This is a genomic window from Bacillus sp. JJ1127 (assembly GCF_036965845.1).
GTDB lineage: Bacteria > Bacillota > Bacilli > Bacillales > Bacillaceae_G > Bacillus_A.
Genome location: NZ_JBALQK010000106.1, coordinates 24,204 through 43,045, shown reverse-complemented (window position 1 = coordinate 43,045; position 18,842 = coordinate 24,204). Strand labels below are relative to the sequence as shown.

Genomic DNA, 18,842 nt, shown 5'->3' with positions numbered 1-18,842 from the left:
ACCCTATATGAACTCCTTCTTCATACAGCCAGCATAGATCCGTTCCATAAGGCGCTTCAAAAATCTCAAACATTACAGGAGCAATTTTAAAAATAGATTCCGCGTTTAAAATGATAAAATTTCCCGCATGATTCACATATTCATCAGTATCATCTATAGCATACAAATTCCAGCCATTTAAATTCGGGATAGAACTTTCTTCTCTAAATGAATATCTAACTGGTTTTCCAGCAAGAATATTTTTTGAAACAACAAAACCACCATACTCACTATTATTTATTTTCATTTTCAAACTCCTTAATATCGTAATTGCTAGCGTATTTAAATAAATATTTGTACCCAATACCCGTTTTTTTCTAATTATACATTTTGTATATTTCGGACAAGACGTGCCAAAAGACACATCTTGTCCGAAGCCGATTCATCTTATGATTGAAATCACGAATGTTCTCGGCTGAATCATAAATGCAGCATTTCAGCCTTTACAACTTGAATATATTCCTGTAACTTACAAAACGCTTCTGTCAGCCTACTTGTTTCTTCTTTATGAAGAAAGCGGTCCTTGTTTCGTTCTTCCTCTATGACAAGCAGCTGCGCAGCAGCATAAGAAAGACCGTACTTTTCGCATTCCCGCTTTATATCATGAAAAAAAGAAAGAGGTACGGTCCCTGCTCCCGAGACAAGCATCTCATCTAGAACTTGTTCCAATTCATCGATTATGCGCATTAACTCGATCATAGAACGTTTCTCCTTCATTGAGTGTAATATTTATAATCTCTCCTGCTTCTGTATATAAAATGACAGGTGTAACAACGAGCTTTGCCCCTTCCTGATAAGAATGGACCAGCATTCGCTTTACATGCAACGAATCTATATTTATTTTTACAAGTCGAATCATCCGCTCATTTTCTGGTCGTTTCATCATTTGCATTTGCAATGTTTTACCAGCCTTATCGATAAGAGGTATGATCCATTTTTGTTCTTGCTGCTGAAACTTCCATTCTCCTATTTTTGCAACTTCTATGCAAAAGACTCCTTGCTTATTTGTCTCTAACCTCTGCTCTTTTACTGTTTTTAATAGTTCTTCCCATGAAGTTAAAAAGAGAGATTTCCACTCTGCCACATTTGTTTTCCCTTCCAATTCCCCTATTGTCTGTGAGCTAGATGACAATTGAAAATCGGCATTAAGTTTTGCCTGTTTCAACTGGAAAGATGAACGAGACAGTTCGTATCCTTTCCCTGCAATCCCCCACGGAACTTGCCTTTCATGGAGTTCTTCAGGGGTTGTGCTGCTTCCTTCATAGAACATCGGACGCGACTGCGTGTATGTTATCCACTTTTCCTGTTCTCGATTATAGAAATAATATGTCACACCAACATAACCAGACTTCGTTTGCCAGCCGGATGCACCAAAAGCATGCAAAGTAAGTGGTGGAACTTCATAATATTCCGAACGAAACGGACTCTCTTGCAGATGGTGGCGCTCTAACAACAAAATATGTTCATAAATCGCGGACAGTGTTTGCCGATAGAATGCCATTTGAAAAGAGGCATGTTTCATTCGATATAGCCCAATATCCGCCCCGAGCTTACGAAATAAATTCTCTAACTTTGCTAGTTTCAAAGAACGAGCCTTTACAGAAAGTTGTTCTATTTCATAGATTGTATTTTCAGTAAGCCGCGTTAATCCAAAATGAACAACTCGCTCAATCATCTCTTTGAAAACAGATAGCTTTTCCGGCGCAATGATAAGGGAACTCATCTGTTTCGTTTCATGCGAGAGTCCTTTTTCTTTTTGATACCAATATACCGCTTCCGCCTTATGACGGCATATCCCCTCTGCTTTACATGTACAGATCGCATCCGCTACCGATTCAGCTGTTAGAAAGCGAACGATTATATTCTCTTCTGGGAAGGTCGCAATTAAAGCTGCCTCTTCTTCTAAAACGACTTTCGGCTGAAATGTTTCACGGAACATCATTTCAGCCCACATCTTTTCGGAGATAATGCTGCGAACGTCGACATTCAAAAGAGCAGAGAAATCAACCTTCGTTTTCTCTTCTCCTTGATACATCTTCTTAGCTTCCAACAGTGCCATAATGACATGCTTACAAATCGAGCGGGCTTCACAAGTACATGAGTAACTACGTATATCATCTGTAAGCGTTACAGTAATTCCGTCATCAAACTGTATTTGCGCTGCACTCTCTTCTACATTCACTTTGACATTTGATACGGCAGCCAAATCCTTGATCGCTCTCTTGTATGTTCCTTTATTGGACATCGCGATCAAATATGTTTCATCAATAGAGGAAAGAACATTTAAGAAATGATTGTTGCGATCCACTGTGCCAACCTCCCTGGTGTTAGCGCCGCTACATGAGCACCGAGCGCCGCCATTTTTTTTGCTGCCTGTTTATCATAAAAAGGCTGTGCAGTCGGATCAAGGGAAGTAAGTACAATCAGCTTTGCCCCTGATTCTACAATTTTCATCGCTTCTCGGTACATTTCAGCGTAACTACCGCCTTCATATAAATCCGTTACAAGCACGAAAATTGTTTTGTGCGGCATCTCTATTTTATTTGTTGCATAGCGTAGCGCCTGAGCAATATATGTTCCTCCCCCAAGCTGTACACTCATAAGCGTTTCCACCGGATCGTCAATACGATCTGTTAAATCAACAACGGATGTATCAAAGATGAACAAATCTGTCTTAATCGTCGGTAAGCTTGCAAAAATACCAGCCATAACCGCACTATGAATAACAGAATCAATCATACTCCCACTCTCGTCTACTGCGAGGATTACACGCCATGGACTAACGTGCTTCGTCGCAGCATAAAAGTACGGTTTTTCAATAAGTATAGTGTTCGTTTCCTTATCAAAGTGCTTCAAGTTCTTTCGAATCGTTTTCTTAAAATCAAAGTTTCGCATTGTACGAACGCGGCTAGAACGATTTCGATCCGGTCTACCGCTTAAAGCGTGCTTCACTTCCTGCTCTAAATTACGACGCAATTCCTCAGCCACTTTCGCTACAATACGCTTAGCTGTGTCCAATACATCTGGATTCATATAATCTTTAAATTGTAAAATACATTTTAGTAAATTCATATTCGGTTCCATTTTTTGAAGCGTTTGCTTATCTTGCAATAGTGCTGTTAATTCATACTTTTCTAGCGCATGGTTTTCCATAATTTCAATGGTTTCTTTCGGAAATAACTCTCGCACTTTCGAAATCCAAGTCGGCACTGTTAGCTGTGAGGGATCTAGGGATCCACCGCGTTCCTCTCCACGTTCCCGTTCGTACAAAAACTCCAGCACCTCATCCATTTCCCTATATGCAGGGCCTTCTTCCTGAAATGTGATTTGGTCATCCGCATGCTTTCCGAGAACAAGACGCCATCGATTTAAAGAAATCCTATTCTCCATCTTCTAGCCCCCGTCTAATCAAAATCTCCCGTGCCTTCCGATCTAACTGCATTGCATACGTCAGCACATCTTCCGAAATTCCTTCTTCTTTTATTGTTTCTTCTGTTGTGTCATATAACCGAGCAATTTGTCTAGCAATCGTATCAACCTCAAGCGGTGTAAATTGACTGAACAAGAGGCGCAAATGCGGCAACACTTGCAAAAATGTCTCTTCATCAAGTTCTTCTAGGACATGAGACATTCCGCCAAGCAGCGATTTGTTATATAAGAAGATATCTTTTGCGCCAGCAAATAATCCATTCAAAAATATCGGAGCTTGCTTTTGCATATCGCCACTTCCATAAAAGTATCCTTCTGCCACTTGCATTACCTCATCAACCGTCCTCTTTGCTAAGGAAGTTAACAACCCAAATACTGCTCCTTCTACCTGACTTTCCCGTTTCTCTTTTTGCAAATAAAGCTCCAGCGCTTCAATAAATTGCTGATCTGCAGGTTGCAGCATATACAAATCGATAAGCTTTTCCACAATAATTCCTGGTTCGCCACCATCTAAAACAGAGAATAGCGAAAGCGCTTTGTTTCGTGCACTATCAGCTTGCTGATTTGCTTTTTCTATTTGTGATAAATAGTAGGCGCAATCTGCCATAGACGTAAAGTCCCCATCCTCTTGTATTGCTTCCTCTATAAATTGGGTGTACATAGTAAATTCGGAAAACAACCCGCTTAAGTAGGCTTCCATCAACAAAAGAGCCACCTCTCCAGCACGCCCTTTCGCCTTATACAGCTTTGCTCGCAGCACTTCTTGCGCGGCTTCTCTCACCGTTCCGCCATACACAGATAAATCAATGAGAGCACTTTCCACCTGCGCTGAGAAACGATATTTCCAAGTTTCTCGCATAAGATTGATGTTCTGCTTTCTAGTAAGATTTGGGCCGCGCAGCTTCTCGCAAAACGGGACTTCTAAAAAAGCGAGGCAATGAAAAAATTGACTTAAACGCTGGTGTCGTTCGTTCTTGTATATGTCAAGAATCGTCTCATGTGGTACAGTAGAACGCGCCGGAAGACGAAACGAACGAACAGAAGCACGAAAATCATGCACGAGCGGCGGCACATCCGCTTCTTTTGACAATTTGCCTCGTTTCGTCCCTTGCAAACTCTTCTGAAGCAGTGTCATAGGCTTATTTGCTGCAGATATCTCACCTTTCACAAATGCACTACGCACTGCATCCATCAGCTCATACAATCCAGGCTGCATCTTCCCCCGAAGTAGCGCAAGTTCACGTATCATTCGCGCAGCCTCAATCTCATCGGCTATTGATATCCCTTCTGCCTTTAACTGTCTAGCAACCCGTATCATAAATTGCTCAGCTGCCGCTTCGTCCCTATTCTCCCAAACATATTGATAAAAGGCAGGTGCAGGCATACCACTCTCATAACCACGTGTCTGATCACTTTCCATAAAGGAATATGGCATAAGATAGTTTTTTGCATACGCTTTAGACAATGGGCTTTTGGACAGTTTTTTCTTTTTCCCTTCCAATTCAAGAAGCCCTTTCACATGAAAGCCCCCAGTAATAACGAGCACCTTATCATACACTTTACGCGCTTTTTCAATTTCCTTTGCCATGTGTATCTCCCTGGCTTCGCATCCGTCTTCTATCAACATCTCCTGTGTATAGTCCGCACGCGTATAATAACAATAATGAAAGAGCTGACGGACAAACTCCTCGCTTGTCATATGAAAGCCTTGGAATTCAAAGTATTTCTCCCAAAATTCATGAAAGCTTCGGCACCCCGTTTTTTCTGAAAGCATGCGAACATATTGACTATGCCGAAAGTATTGTTCGTCATGCTTTTCGCGCTCTTCCTCGTTTTTCGTTACAAACAAATATTCTTTATAAGGAAGATCAATAAATGAAACGGGAATATTGCACGCAGCTCCTTCCCGCAGCGCGACAAGTTCCGGTGAATAGTCGAGAAAGGGATAGTACGCTCGGTACTTTCCACTCTCTTCTCTTTCAAGCAGATCCGTTTTATCATCATAACTACAATATATACAAATCGGAGCCTCACTCTCTGTGCTCACGATATGTGGAATGAGAGTATTACAATCTATCGGTCCTTCTATAAGAAGCGCATCCGGTTTATATAATTCAACTATCTTTTGTACATGAAAAGAACACGCAGGGCTATGATGGCGAATCGGCACGTATACGACATTGTTACTTAAATTGTAAGCCCTTTGAAACAGTGCATTTACTTCAGCTGATTGCGAGCTTCGAAAAACGACTTCCATACCTCTCCTCCTACTTGACCTCGCGCCCTGACGATGCTTGTAAAGTAACTGCGCAGCTTTTCTAAATCATCCTTGTTTTCTTTCGCAATCGTCCCCGATAAATACCGAACAAGCGCATCCATTTTCACTTGTCCGCTTCCATAATAGTACGCATCCATTGCACTTTGATAATAGACAGATACTGCTTCTGCAGTACTCATAACAGAAGACGGCTGATCAATTCGTTTTCCTTCAGCGGTTACACCTTCCCTAAGTTCATGAAAAACAGTCGCCAACAGCTGAACAACCGTCTCATCCACTTCTGGTGTGATGCCTGATGCTCCTAATAAGCGCGTTACTTGTGACTCTATTATTTTTGTTTCAAGCTTTACATCCTTAATCGGATGCACCGTTTCAAAATTAAAACGACGCTTCAATGCACTACTCATTTCATTCACACCGCGATCGCGCGTGTTAGCCGTCGCAATAATATTGAACCCAGGCTTTGCCGTAAGAATTCCTTGCTCCCCAAACTCTGGAATATTCAGCACTTTGTCGCTCAAAACGCTAATTAACGAATCCTGCACTTCCTGCGGGCAGCGCGTCAACTCTTCAAATCTAGTTAATATTCCTTGTTCCATCCCAATGAAAAGTGGCCCTGGCACAAGTGCCTCTCTTACAGGTCCTTTCGCAAGAAGAAGCGCATAGTTCCACGAGTACTTAATTGTATCTTCCATCGTAGCGGCTGTTCCTTGCACAGTGTTGCGGCTATTTCTGCATATCGCAGCAGAAAGCAGCTCGCTTAGCATCGTTTTTGCTGTTCCCGGCTCGCCGATTAGCATAAGTCCGCGGTTTCCTGCTAATGTGACAATCGCTCGTTCCACAAGTGCATCATTACCATAAAACTTACGACTAATTTCTACTTCTCTTCCTTCCCAAAGAAGCGGTTCTTCTTGTCCAGTAATAAACGTACGAACAGCACGCGGTGACAATCGCCAGTTAGGTGGTTTTGGAAACGAATCATTCGCTTCTAAAGCATTCAATTCTATTTCATATAATTCTTCCATTAATGGTTTAATAGACTGCATATGTCATTTCCTTTCTTATCGCTTGCTGCGCCAGTTTTCATCACGGCCAAGGTTCGATTCTGTTGCCCGTTTTATATCATATAAAATTTCACTGAAAAAGCGTTCCGATACTTGTTTTGGTAAAACGCGTTTCTCATGATCAATTTCATCGTAGTCATATGAACCGCGGCTCACTGTGCCTGCTTTATAAAATTGAATTTCAAATACGCACACATCTTCCTCACCTTCATATCCGACCGGTGCACCTTCAAACGCAAGCTCCGCACCTAATCCTGTGCGAGTATCTTCCTTATAGAATGTATAATACACACCAGCATCTTGAACCGAGCCACGGCTCCAGCCGTACTTCGTCATCTTACCAAACAGCGAACGACCATTGATTTGAATACCAGCAAATCTTTCTACAGTAACTTCCTCATCTTCCTCCACCTGAAATACTTCACGGTCAATTTGCGGAAATGGCTGAGTAACCTCATAATCATCTAGCTGTTCCTTCCATAACTCCCGTTCCTCTTCAGACAATTCTAGCGGATGAATTAAGCCAATAACGGTATCTGGCGTAAGTTCATGCTCTTCTTCTTCAATCGTATTGAACGTGCCATCCTCCATATAGCGGAACATCGCAAGCAACTTTCCTTCCTTATACTCACCCCAAATAAGTGAGATAGCAAATTGCTGCATAATTGGATTTTCCACAAACAGAGACTTCCATATATTTTGTGACCAATAGCGATTCAGAGAAAGCGCTGTTTCAAGACGCTGCGTTTGCATCGTAATCATACTTCGGAGCTGCTTCTTTATAGAGGTTAACTCCGCCTTAGCCTCTTCTGCTTTTTCCGCATCATCTTTTGCATTTGGTTTCGGAAGCGACTTAATTCGTTTTCCTTCTTCCGTCTTTAACTCAATTTTCAAGTTAGGAGTTAAATAGGCAGTAAACGTCCTGCTTCCGTAATCAATTGTCTTTTCACCGCGTTTATGAAAACCAAGGTCTGGGACAAGCTGATCTTCTAATTCTTCTTCTGTTATACCACGCGTTTTAGCAGCGAGACTCAGCGCTTCTTTCGCAGCATTACGCACTTGCTTATGTTTATACTTAAATGCCATCGAATGAATAGACATAAGTCCAAGATGTGATGAGGACAACGCCAACGCCTGAACAGCCGCAGCAGCAATAGCTCCGCGCATGCCAAGTGCCCACTCATCAATTTGCTTTTTGAGCTGCATCGCCATTTCATCATCACTGTAAATGCCATACAACGAAAGAATACCGCGTTTCTTCGATTCCGCTCCTTGAGAAATCCATAGCTGATATATCGCTTGTATATTTTCCTTCATATCTTGTTCGTTAAGAGCGGCGCCTATTGCTTCCGCCGCTTCTTTTTTCTCAATTACAGAATCTGATACATACTGCTGAAAATATGCAAGAGGAATCATTGCATCTGCAATTGTATCGGAATCGCGAAGACGAATTTGCGGTTCAAATCCGAGCCACTGCACAAGTGCATTCCTTTTTTGTGGTGTTAAAATACGCGTGCAAAGAGCTTCTATACTTCCTGATGCTCCTTCTAAGTTCCCGTCGCCAAGCAGCGGAGCAAACTTCTCCATCAAGGAAGCGTTTTTCTTTTCTTGCAAAGCTTCTTGCACAAGCTGTGTATATTTTTCAGATTTATAGTATAAAAGTGTTTGCATCACATTTTCGCGCACAACTTTCTTTCTATTACTCAATTCCTTTGCCACATCCTCTGCAGCTTCCGCATCTTTTGTAAGAAGTTCAACTGCGGCAGTACGTACCCTTTTAGAGGAATCTCCAAGGCTTTGAATGAGAAGATCACGCGTCTGAGCTACGTTATCCTTTGCCAACTCATCCAAAATAAAAATCCTTTCATCTACAGAATACTCAGGAAATTTCTCTGTCACATATGTCCGTTCTTTTACAAACAAACGAATGAGCACTTCTCTTGCTCTACTTCCTTTTTCATTACGCTCGGAAGCTTGTTCAACAGAATAGGTAATGAGCTTCTCTTTCGATAAACCATAAGAAAGAAGATCCTCCAATATTTGTTCCGGTGAGTTTTTCATATCAGCATACCGCTGCAGAAGTTCATATAAACTATAGTTATAAGTTTTCCCGAGTTGAAGTGTAAGAGTCGCTTCTCTCTTTGCCGCTTCCTCTATATCCCAAAGAAGTGCAACTTCTAAAACAGACATTCTCCAGTAATTATTTCTATACTTTGAACTTTCAAGCACTTGTTTCATATCTTCAAATGATAAATTTCCTAATAAATAGTTACGATATGTACCACGTATTTCAGATGACTTTGTTTGCAGAACAACGTTTAAAAAATCTTCACGTACTTTGTTTCTATTTAACTCGTATCCTTTTTCCGCCAAAAGCAGCGATACAAAAAGGTAATGACTTTGACTCAAATATTGCAACGTACGCTTAACAAATTCCGGTTGCTCTTCCACCATACGTAGCAATAATTTGTATTCGTATATTCGATCAAAATCAATAAAGTCTAAATGATGCTGCGTTAGGCGATATGCCAAAAATCTTTCTTCCGAAATACCGAATTGCTCGCACAAATTTCTGGTTGTTTCATACACTTGTGTATCAAAACCCTTTGTTTTCCTGTAATTTCCAGACCGTTCAAGAGTATGGCTGACATGTGAAATCGCATAATTCATAAATTTTTTAACAGAGCTTTTCACTAACAATTCCATATATCTTCTTGCAACATCTGAATGCGGATATATACGAAAGATTTGCTGCCAAGTAAAGTCAGGTAAAGATGCCCCGGCAAACACCTTACTAACCGATTCGCCTCGAACGTACCTTTGAGCTGCTTCAATCTTCTCTTCTGCTCCGCTTAGCTTCAATATAAACACCGCATGTGTTTGCAATTCTTCTTCTAACAAAGAACGATAAGGAAGAAATCTCTCATAATCTGCATCTAACATAACTAGAAGCAAAAGCAGCTTTTGTTGACCTGTCAGTACTTGCAGCTGTTCTTCTATATACTTCGGATCTTCCTGAATTAATTGTCTAAGAAAAACATCCGCTTCATTTACAGAACGCGAAAGATTCGTTAAATACTTACAAGCGGATGTTACAAGCCTATCAAATGAAAGGCCACTTTTTTCAAAATAAACCTTCATGTCTAGAAAACTCACATGTGTAAAACGTACGAGAAGAACATTCAACAGTTGATCCTCAAGTAAATGATAAAATAACCGAAAAAAAACTGGATCTTGCTTATACGTCTTCCTAAAATCATTCATGAACCGCCAAGCAAAATCACTTCGCTTATTTTCGCGAATGGTCGTTTGTTCTATAAGTTTTAAAACTTCTTCATCTCTCGTCTGCAAGTAACGCATTGCTAATTCCTCTTGTGTCCCTGTCATATTAAGGTGTTGAAACAACTGATATGTACCGACTGCCATCTTCTACGCCTCCCTAGTTCTTTTATAAACTCATCGTTGGATCATATACATATAATAATACCAATTCTCCCACATATCTGAAATTTCAGATACAAGAATACGGAATATATTTACATTATTAGTATATCATATCAATTTATATACGAACATACGTTTCATAAAAACTTTATATTTATTTTGAAACAATCATTGAAGATATGGTTTAGAGATTGATATTTCTTAAAAAAACTTATCTGTTTCGTTTAGCTTCAGAAGTAAAATCACTCTTTTAACAGTTAAAATATTCTTTTAAAAACACATAAAACGATGACCAAGTTTCCTTTAACGTTCCATTTAAAAGCAGCTCATCTCCACCTTCAAAATGAACCGAGTAAACCTTATCCGTTATACTATCAAGCACTAATACAGCATTTGCTGACATCTCACTCAAAACTAGATGTTTTTTCGGAAATCCATGCTCATTTCGAGCGACAATTGTGTTTGATTCAATATTGTTCTCTTCATCTATAATATCTAGCAACTCATAGGGAACATGCCCTTCCCAAAAAGGCCCGGCATATCGATGATAAAATTCACTGAATGTATCAGATACTTCAATACCTAGGTTAGTTAAGGCCTCTTTCACTTTTCCCTTATCTTCACGTTTATAAATATCTTCTCTAAGAACTTGGTCTAATTTATTTGGTAGAATATTCACTTTAAGTTCCTCCTAATACTTCCTGCAAATAAAGTCTCAAGCTCCTTAATCTCATCATTTTTCTACCTAAAATCACAAATCATTTGTTGCTAAGCATAGTTCCATCGGCAGAACATCGTCAAATAAATTATTTAATGAGGCGTTTAAAATACATCAACCAGTTAAAATAACATTTATTCATTTTTAGGCGAAAGAAGAATCTATATTGAATTGAAGGAGCTGCGCACGAATTAATAACTAGTACTACTTGTATCTAAATTTCAGTTTAACACGACAACTACTCATAATATTGATTACACGAAAAAGAGTACCTTCACATCTTTTGAAGGCACTCTTTTTCGCGTAATATAGCCGCGCTTCTTTTATACTAAAAAGAAAGCATTAAAATCTTAAATACCAATATATTGCAACTTCATCACTTTGCTCATTCATGCCTTTTGTATATTCACGTACCTCATATATTGTATTTCTTTCATTTATTATATCAACTCATAATTTTATAATTATCACATAATTGATCTAGCAATTCTAAATCCGATATCATCTATATAAAAATCAGGCATACTCTTGCGGCGACAAGTAGCTCCACATCCACGTTCTTCTTCTGCCCAACTTCCTCCGCGAATTATTCTGTAAGTACCGAAGGTCTCTGCGTCGTATAAGTCCCAGCACCACTCCCAAACATTCCCAACCATATCATACAAGCCCCATTCATTAGGCTTTTTCTCACCAACTTCGTGCACTTGTTCGTTAGAATTATCTTTATACCAAGCAATTTCATCAATTTCACCATACCGATATCCTTTTGATTTTGCCTTACATGCATATTGCCATTCAGCATCTGTTGGTAAACGAAAACCATTAGTACTATAATTACAAACAACTGCTTTACTTTCATTATCAAAATCATAAAACTTGTCATAACCAAGCGCATCAGACAGTAAATTACAAAAATTCACTGCATCTATCCACGAAACATTAACAACTGGTTTTTGAACCTCAGTCATTGTTAAAAATTTCTTCCCCATAATAATCGCATACAGCTCTTCTGTCACCGTATATTTAGCAAGATAAAATGGCTTTATCTCAACATTCCAAACAACTTCCTTTAAATTTTTCCTAATACCCGGCATTCCAAATTTATAGTTTGAACTAATCCATTTTTGTTCGTTTCGAAAATCTCGTAGGCGAATTTCTCCTTCAGGAATATACACCATTAAATCTTTTAAGTAGTCATTTAAGTTGGCTAACATTGTCCTCTCCTAGTCTTGAATTAATATTTTAGACACTTCTTTCATAGCTTATTTATTTTTAATTGTTTCATAATGACACCTTTGTCAATATGAATTGCTACGGATTTTCGAAAGATAGGTGTATCTACAAAAGTTGGACACAATACACTCACATTAACACCGTAAGTTTCTGCTTCATAAGTAATTTTTTCAATGAATTACCGTTTCTGTATGTTGTTTTCCAATTCAAATAGCTATAATCAACCTCTATTTTTAATTCAAAATAGTTTTCCCAAGTATCTTGTACATGATAAAGTGTTTCGCCCTCAAATATAAAAACATCCCTATAATCATTTAGTTATTCCCAACCATTATCATTATTAAAGTAATACATTGCAAATTGATTGCCCTCATCATTTAACATATCGTCTGCAAACACCCCTCCCCACTTCATATAGATTTGCGTACCAGTGATTTGTCTAAGCTTAAACTTATTAATGTCATCTTGAGACTTTTCTTCAAATGCTTTACTATATAAATTATTTTCAATTATCCACCCAAGAAACATACCAGTATGTACATACGCTTGTTCAATTGGCAAATCCTCTGGAAAATCGCCATTATAATGGTACTTTGCTTTATCATAAATCACGGTGTTCAACTCCTTTTCATATCCCATTTATTTTGCATCCAATGTAGTATCTACTAAATAACTATCTTTTCTCCCGCAATATTGTTTCTATTCACTGAATAAATAAATAATTAACAATATGAAATTCTATCTTTAACACGATAATATTCTAACAAATTAATATCCTAATAAACAGGCTTGTTTGCAATTCCAACAACAACTGTTATTCGTATCATATTAATAAAGGTTTCTCCTTCAAAAATATCTGTACCCTAGTATAGTTGAAGTATATTCATTGAAATTACTAAACTTAATAAAAAATATAAAAATGATAAGTTTGAATATCCCCTATTTCTTACTAAACTAGCGGGCAGTTTAGCTGAACAAGATTAACCAAGTTATTTATGGTATTATATTTACAATAATGAAATGGATCAATTTACCAAAAATATTAGGAGGTTTATTTATGAAAAGAAAATTAGTATTATCTATTATTTTTTCAGGTGCTTTAGCATTATCAATCGGATTTGCAAAAGACTTTCAAAGTACAAAGGTAGTTGCACAGACTAATGGAGATCAATACAAACTTGTTACTAAAGAGGAACAAGTTCAAAGAGAAAGTACAGTAGCAGAAGGGAAAGATGTTACCACTGTTATAACAGCAGAAGAGCAAGATATGGTGGAAAATAGTTCAGCTCAAGAAGGGTTTGTTCCACAAGCAAATGGGACAGGTTTCTATTTTGAAAAATCCCCAAAAAATTAAGTTTAATAAGGTGCTAAAAATATTGTTGTAGTAACTGAGGCCATTTATAGTACAAAAAAGGATAGATAGAGCATATTTTATACTGCTCATCTATCCTCTATAATTTATCCCTTACAATGTCCGACATTAAACAAAAACATAATGTTGTTAAGGGTTTTAAGTAGTATCTTGGCTTTTAATAAAAAAAGTTCATCAGTTTCATTTTTATAAAAAAGTTTGNNGGCTTGTGGTTCAATTTTTAAAGTAAATGTTGATTGACCAGTACCCCCATAAATATAATCATAATGGAAAAGTCGGTTGTCTATCACACAAGGTAAATCAAGACCTACCATACGTACACTTCCTACCTGAAATCCTGTAACTTTCTGAACTTCCTCTGGAGATGCTAATTTCACTTTACTACAACCTAAAATATCAGCTATTTTCTCAAAACTAACTTTGTTACGACTTCCAGATGCAATTAAAACAAAAAAACCTTTATCACTTTTTAATATCATCGTCGGAGCTGTTTGCCCAACTTCAATCCCAAAATATTCCGAGCCATCTTGTCTTGAAAGTATTGGTTTTTCGTGTTGAATTATTTCATATGTATATTTACTTTTCTCCAAAATCCCTTGCAATTCTTCCATATGAAATACCTCCAACCTTGATTTTAACATAGAAAATTGTGGAAATGTTTACAGAGAGAACTATTAAGCGAAATGGTCCAATTAATGTACATTGGATACTAAAAAAGATGGCACCGGTCAAACCGAATCCATCTTTTAAGTACTTAATTCGTAATGGTCTTTTTATTAAACTGTCCATTTCATAGGATACAGTTCATATAAGACCTCTCTTCTCATTTCAATTTTCCTTCAAAAACAATTTTTCTTCCGCACGGCTCTACTACTGTTTTCCCATCCTTTTTCACTTCATGAAAGATTGGTTCTTCCATACGGCGTGAAGGTGCATACCCCTCTTTTTCCATACGCGCTAAACAATCTGTAATGGTTTCGTTCTCTTGTACTTCAAATTTTTTCTTATTAGGTTGTTTCGTCATGCCCTAACCTACTTTCTATTTTTCTTGATGCGAATTGGCTTTTCATATAGGTGATGTATAAAAGTGCAATAATTGCCATTATAATCATAACCGCTATAAAAAAGCTTGTATACTGTATTTTCTCTATAAATATACCTCCTAATACAGGTCCCATAATACTTCCTATACTAAAGGCAATTCCAGACAATATATTCCCGGCTGGCAGTAAGTGTCTTGGCAATAAATCTGTCATAAAACCAAGTCCTAATGAGAAACATGAACCGATTACCATCCCAGCTAGGAGCATACAGCCAAATACAATCCAATAATATTGATCAAACGCTGCAGCAAGTAAGAAGATAATTGTACTGATGCTGAATGTCCACATTAAAATGCGGTCTCTTCCATATTTATCACTTAATATACCAAGCGGAATTTGCGTGATAATTCCCCCGATTGCAAATGCAGGTAATAAGAAGGATACATCAGAGACAGCCCATCCTTTACGAAGTGCATATACCGGTAAGTTACTATTTAGCATTGCTTCTAGCACACCGTATGCTAAAGGTCCAATAAGTGCAATCCATGCAAGAACAACTACTTGTTTATAACGTGAAAACGATGATTCACTTTCTTTCCCTGTTTCATCTTGCTCTGGAAAAGCATTTTTAGTTGGAAGTAATAGTATCCATCCGATTAAGCAAAGAATCGTAGATATAATAAATGGTGTTGCAAGTCCATATTGGACAGTGCTAGCTAAGTATGGGCCTACTGCAAAACCAATACCAAAAAAGACTCCATATATAGATATTTGTCTGCCTATTTTACTAGGGTCAGCTGTCGTTGTAATCCACGTTTGTGTTCCGACATGTAACATATGGTCCCCTACGCCAACTAAAAAGCGGAGGATAAACCATGTCCAAAATGAAAATGTTTGTGTAAAAAAGAATAATGAAATAATAACGAGAAAGCCACCGATTACGATAATCGGTTTCATTCCAAAGCGTTGCATCGGTTTTTCAAGCCATGGCGAAATAAATAAAATCCCAATATATAACGCCGTTGCATGAATACCGTTAAAACTAGATCGAATCCCTTCTTGCTCAAAAATCATTGCGATAGCAGGTAGAAGCATTCCTTGTGACAATCCAGAAATCGCAACAATTCCAACCATAATCCAAAATGTAAATCGTGTTGACATCCTCTTCCCTCTCCCTTTTCAAACTCACCAATTTTCATTATAAACTGTTTTCAAGGATGAGTGTGTGAATACCATTATAAAAAGGAGTTAGAAAGTCACCTTTCTAACTCCTTTTCTATCACGATTTTAAGTCATTATATGATACTTTGGGATAAGATTTTCTACATCATGTACTTACAAACATTGCGTACAGAAAAATTGTATACATACTATCATGTGACATTTATCCCATTAGGAAACCTCTATTTATTTTCCAGCCAATTTGTTACATGCTGCGTAAATTCATCTAAGCAATCAATAAATGGTGAATGCCCACAATCCTCCAATATGGCTAACTTAGCGTTCGGGAGATGGTTTGCTAATTCTTCCCCTACTACCTGCGGGACAACATAATCACGATCTCCTTGTACAACGAGTGTTGGTACTTGGAGACGATGAATATGTCTGTTTCCTGATACAACCCCATTATGTTCATCTGAAATATTAAATGTAGTTAAAGCGTAGTTTACGTCGACAAAATTACGCTGCGTTAACATATCATCTAAATATTTTTCATAGCGCTCTGGATCTGGTTTATGATGTGTATAAATCAATAGGTTCCAAACCGTTTGATAATATAACTTGTTCATATTTTTGATTGCATCTAAAACAGGAGCGATTTGAACAGGGTCTTGTGCAATTTCTTCTTTTGTTTTTAATAAAGTGGACACGATAGGCTGACCATTCATATCTTTTTTAAAGATTGGATATCCTTTCATTCCGACTGATTCTACCAAAATGAGTTTCTCGACAACCTCCGTATGACAAGCTGTAAATTCCATCGCAACGCCACCACCCATTGACCAGCCCATCAATGAAAATTTCTTCAATTGTAGTTTATCTATAAATAGCTTTACATCATCAGCAAAATCTTGTAATGAATCTATCGGCTTACGGTATGTCGATTTCCCGAATCCCCTTAAATCAATGGCATAAATATGATATTCGCCTTGTAATTTCTCAATCACTAAATCCCAGTGCTGTGAAGATGTCATATTTCCGTGAATGAGTACAAGTATTTCTTTATTTTGCCTTCCAACTTCTTGGTATGCAATCGTTTCTCCATTTGACAACGAAACAAATTCCATTGTTGCAGGCTGAATCATCACACGTCCCCTCCATCCGCTTTATATAAAAAGAAAATTCTGAACCTATATTCAGGATACCATGTAGAATATACGTTCTCAACATGAAATCTATACAAAATTTTTACATAAAACAACATGTCTATTACTAGACAATGTTAGTAAAAAAGTATATAGTTAGCTAGGTAACTAATTTGAAAGGATTAAACAAATGGACGAAAAACAGCATTTTTTTCACATTGTCAGTCAAACTTCTCGGAAGTTTACGAAAAAATTTAATGAACGTGTATCACCAACAGGTTTATTTAGTGCACAATGGGCTGTCATTTTCCGAATCAATCAAACTGGACCTTGTACACAAACTGAGTTATGTCAATATTTAAACGTTGAATCACCAACAATGACTCGGACATTAACACGTATGGAAACAGTGGGCTGGATTATTCGAACTGAAGGAAAAGACCGCCGCGAAAAGCTAATTTCATTATCAGAAACAGCATTGGAAATGATTCCAGTATGGCAAGAAGAAGTTGACACTTTCGAAGAAAAAACGTTGCATACTATTAATGAAGAAGACTTGCAACTAGCATTTCAAGTTTTACAAACTATTATTAAAAATCTAGATGATTAATTGGAGGGATGACGATGCAAAGTGAGAAACTTTGGACGAAGGACTTCCTTGGAACTTGTTTTAGTAGTCTGTTTCTATTTTTAACATTTTACATGCTTATGACCACTTTACCCGTCTATGTAATAGATGGTCTGAAAGGAAAACCAGAAGAAATCGGTTTAGTTGCAACAGTTTTCCTTATTTCTTCTGTTTTATGCCGACCGTTTACAGGGAAATGGCTTGATGATTTAGGAAGAAAGAAAATATTATTTATTTCTCTTTCGCTATTTTTAGCCGCTACCATCATGTATTTCGGTACACAGAGTTTATTTTTATTACTTGCTCTTCGCTTCCTTCATGGGATTGGATTTGGAATGGCAACTACAGCAACAGGTACGATTGTAACAGATGTCGCACCACCGCATCGACGTGGTGAAGCACTTGCCTATTATGGTGTGTTTATGAGTCTTCCGATGGTAATCGGTCCTTTTTTAGGTTTGACGATTATTTCACATTTTTCATTTACTGCTTTATTTATGGTTTGTTCTGTATTTTCATTATTAGCATTTTTATTAGGCTTACTCGTAAATATTCCACATGAAAAACCAATGAATAAACAAAAACGTGAACCGATGAAATGGAAAGATTTAATTGAACCTTCTTCCATTCCAATTGCTCTTACAGGCTTTGTTTTAGCATTTTCTTATAGTGGTATTTTATCCTTTATTCCTATTTATGCGAAAGAGCTTGGTTTAGGAGAAGCTGCGAGTTACTTCTTTATTTTATATGCACTCGTTGTTGTTCTTTCTCGTCCATTTACAGGAAAGTTATTTGACCGTTTTGGTGAAAATGTACTGATTTATCCTGCTATTATTATTTTTACAGTAGGGATGTTCGTCTTAAGCCAAGCACAAACATCATTTTGGTTCCTCGGTGCAGGCATGTTAATCGGCTTAGGCTACGGAACACTCATTCCAAGTTTCCAAACAATTGCTGTTTCCTCCGCGCCAAATCACCGACGTGGTTCAGCAACAGCTACTTATTTTTCATTCTTTGATAGCGGTATTGGTTTTGGCTCTTTCATTTTAGGTATAGTAGCTGCAAAATCAAGTTATCATAATATGTATTTCATTTCTGCCATTATCGTTGCATTTACATTACTTATTTATTATGGCTTACATGGTAGAAAGCAAAAATTCAAAAAGCAAGATACGGATGGAAAATTATCAGCTTAATGTTAATAAGGGAAGTAAACTCCTCTGTTTACTTCCCTTATTTTGTATTTCTAAGAAAACGAGCGTATACTTACTGTAGAAATATCAAGGAG

Annotated in this window: 16 protein-coding genes and 2 pseudogenes; 3 read left to right on the top strand and 15 right to left on the bottom strand. The window is 37.7% G+C overall.

The genetic code is table 11. The features are described 5' to 3' along the window. From V7183_RS12070 to V7183_RS12020, 11 genes and pseudogenes are all read right to left on the bottom strand, one after another. The coding region (locus V7183_RS12070) for a DUF2185 domain-containing protein (RefSeq protein WP_335359669.1) at positions 1–286 on the bottom strand (286 nt) is incomplete at its 3' end. A gap of 173 nt (positions 287–459) precedes the next feature. Then, positions 460–738, bottom strand: a complete 279-nt coding sequence (locus V7183_RS12065) for a hypothetical protein (RefSeq protein WP_097899754.1) — start codon at positions 736–738, stop codon at positions 460–462. Further along, positions 710–2,347: an SWIM zinc finger family protein gene (locus tag V7183_RS12060; protein ID WP_335359668.1), complete on the bottom strand. Its 1,638-nt coding sequence runs from the start codon at positions 2,345–2,347 to the stop codon at positions 710–712. The genes V7183_RS12065 and V7183_RS12060 overlap by 29 nt, the downstream gene beginning before the upstream one ends. Then, positions 2,323–3,429: a VWA domain-containing protein gene (locus tag V7183_RS12055; protein WP_335359667.1), complete on the bottom strand. Its 1,107-nt coding sequence runs from the start codon at positions 3,427–3,429 to the stop codon at positions 2,323–2,325. Before V7183_RS12055 ends, V7183_RS12060 begins: the two co-directional genes overlap by 25 nt. After that, a complete protein-coding gene (locus tag V7183_RS12050; protein WP_335359666.1) occupies positions 3,419–5,725 on the bottom strand; it encodes a DUF5682 family protein in 2,307 nt (768 codons plus the stop codon). The genes V7183_RS12055 and V7183_RS12050 overlap by 11 nt, the downstream gene beginning before the upstream one ends. Continuing rightward, positions 5,686–6,792, bottom strand: a complete 1,107-nt coding sequence (locus V7183_RS12045) for an ATP-binding protein (protein WP_097899750.1) — start codon at positions 6,790–6,792, stop codon at positions 5,686–5,688. The genes V7183_RS12050 and V7183_RS12045 overlap by 40 nt, the downstream gene beginning before the upstream one ends. A gap of 15 nt (positions 6,793–6,807) precedes the next feature. Then, the gene (locus V7183_RS12040; RefSeq protein WP_335359665.1) at positions 6,808–10,236 is read right to left on the bottom strand and encodes a DUF4132 domain-containing protein; all 3,429 of its coding nucleotides are present in this window, start codon (positions 10,234–10,236) and stop codon (positions 6,808–6,810) included. A 268-nt stretch (positions 10,237–10,504) separates the two neighbouring features. Beyond that, complete coding sequence (locus V7183_RS12035; protein WP_335359664.1) at positions 10,505–10,933, bottom strand: SMI1/KNR4 family protein; 429 nt, start codon at positions 10,931–10,933, stop codon at positions 10,505–10,507. Between the two features lie 506 nt (positions 10,934–11,439). Further along, positions 11,440–12,186: a formylglycine-generating enzyme family protein gene (locus V7183_RS12030; RefSeq protein WP_335359663.1), complete on the bottom strand. Its 747-nt coding sequence runs from the start codon at positions 12,184–12,186 to the stop codon at positions 11,440–11,442. A 47-nt stretch (positions 12,187–12,233) separates the two neighbouring features. After that, positions 12,234–12,365: pseudogene (locus V7183_RS12025) on the bottom strand (oxidoreductase); the annotation flags it as partial. Next, positions 12,335–12,844, bottom strand: a pseudogene (locus V7183_RS12020) (DUF7832 domain-containing protein). The pseudogenes V7183_RS12025 and V7183_RS12020, both read right to left, overlap by 31 nt. A gap of 418 nt (positions 12,845–13,262) precedes the next feature. On the opposite strand from V7183_RS12020, the gene V7183_RS12015 reads away from it, so the two are divergent. Next, the gene (locus V7183_RS12015) at positions 13,263–13,559 is read left to right on the top strand and encodes a hypothetical protein (RefSeq protein ID WP_335359662.1); all 297 of its coding nucleotides are present in this window, start codon (positions 13,263–13,265) and stop codon (positions 13,557–13,559) included. 104 nt (positions 13,560–13,663) lie between these two features. Here the strand turns inward: V7183_RS12015 and V7183_RS12010 are convergent, their stop codons facing one another. The 4 genes from V7183_RS12010 to phaZ all read right to left on the bottom strand — a co-directional run bounded on the left by V7183_RS12010 (position 13,664) and on the right by phaZ (position 16,926). Then, entirely contained in the window at positions 13,664–14,188 is a 525-nt protein-coding gene (locus V7183_RS12010; RefSeq protein WP_335359661.1) for an aminoacyl-tRNA deacylase, read from the bottom strand. Positions 14,189–14,400: 212 nt separating this feature from the next. Next, positions 14,401–14,601 carry an NETI motif-containing protein gene (locus tag V7183_RS12005; RefSeq protein ID WP_335359660.1) on the bottom strand — a complete coding sequence of 67 codons (201 nt, stop codon included), beginning with the start codon at positions 14,599–14,601 and terminating at the stop codon, positions 14,401–14,403. Next, positions 14,585–15,781 (bottom strand): MFS transporter, encoded by a 1,197-nt coding sequence (locus tag V7183_RS12000; protein ID WP_335359659.1) that lies wholly within the window; start codon positions 15,779–15,781, stop codon positions 14,585–14,587. Before V7183_RS12000 ends, V7183_RS12005 begins: the two co-directional genes overlap by 17 nt. Before the next feature lie 242 nt (positions 15,782–16,023). Continuing rightward, the gene (gene phaZ / locus V7183_RS11995) at positions 16,024–16,926 is read right to left on the bottom strand and encodes an intracellular short-chain-length polyhydroxyalkanoate depolymerase (protein WP_335359658.1); all 903 of its coding nucleotides are present in this window, start codon (positions 16,924–16,926) and stop codon (positions 16,024–16,026) included. Positions 16,927–17,116: 190 nt separating this feature from the next. On the opposite strand from phaZ, the gene V7183_RS11990 reads away from it, so the two are divergent. Then, a complete protein-coding gene (locus V7183_RS11990) occupies positions 17,117–17,536 on the top strand; it encodes a MarR family winged helix-turn-helix transcriptional regulator (RefSeq protein WP_335359657.1) in 420 nt (139 codons plus the stop codon). Positions 17,537–17,550: 14 nt separating this feature from the next. Then, positions 17,551–18,750 carry an MFS transporter gene (locus tag V7183_RS11985; protein ID WP_335359656.1) on the top strand — a complete coding sequence of 400 codons (1,200 nt, stop codon included), beginning with the start codon at positions 17,551–17,553 and terminating at the stop codon, positions 18,748–18,750. The last annotated feature ends 92 nt before the right edge of the window (positions 18,751–18,842 follow it).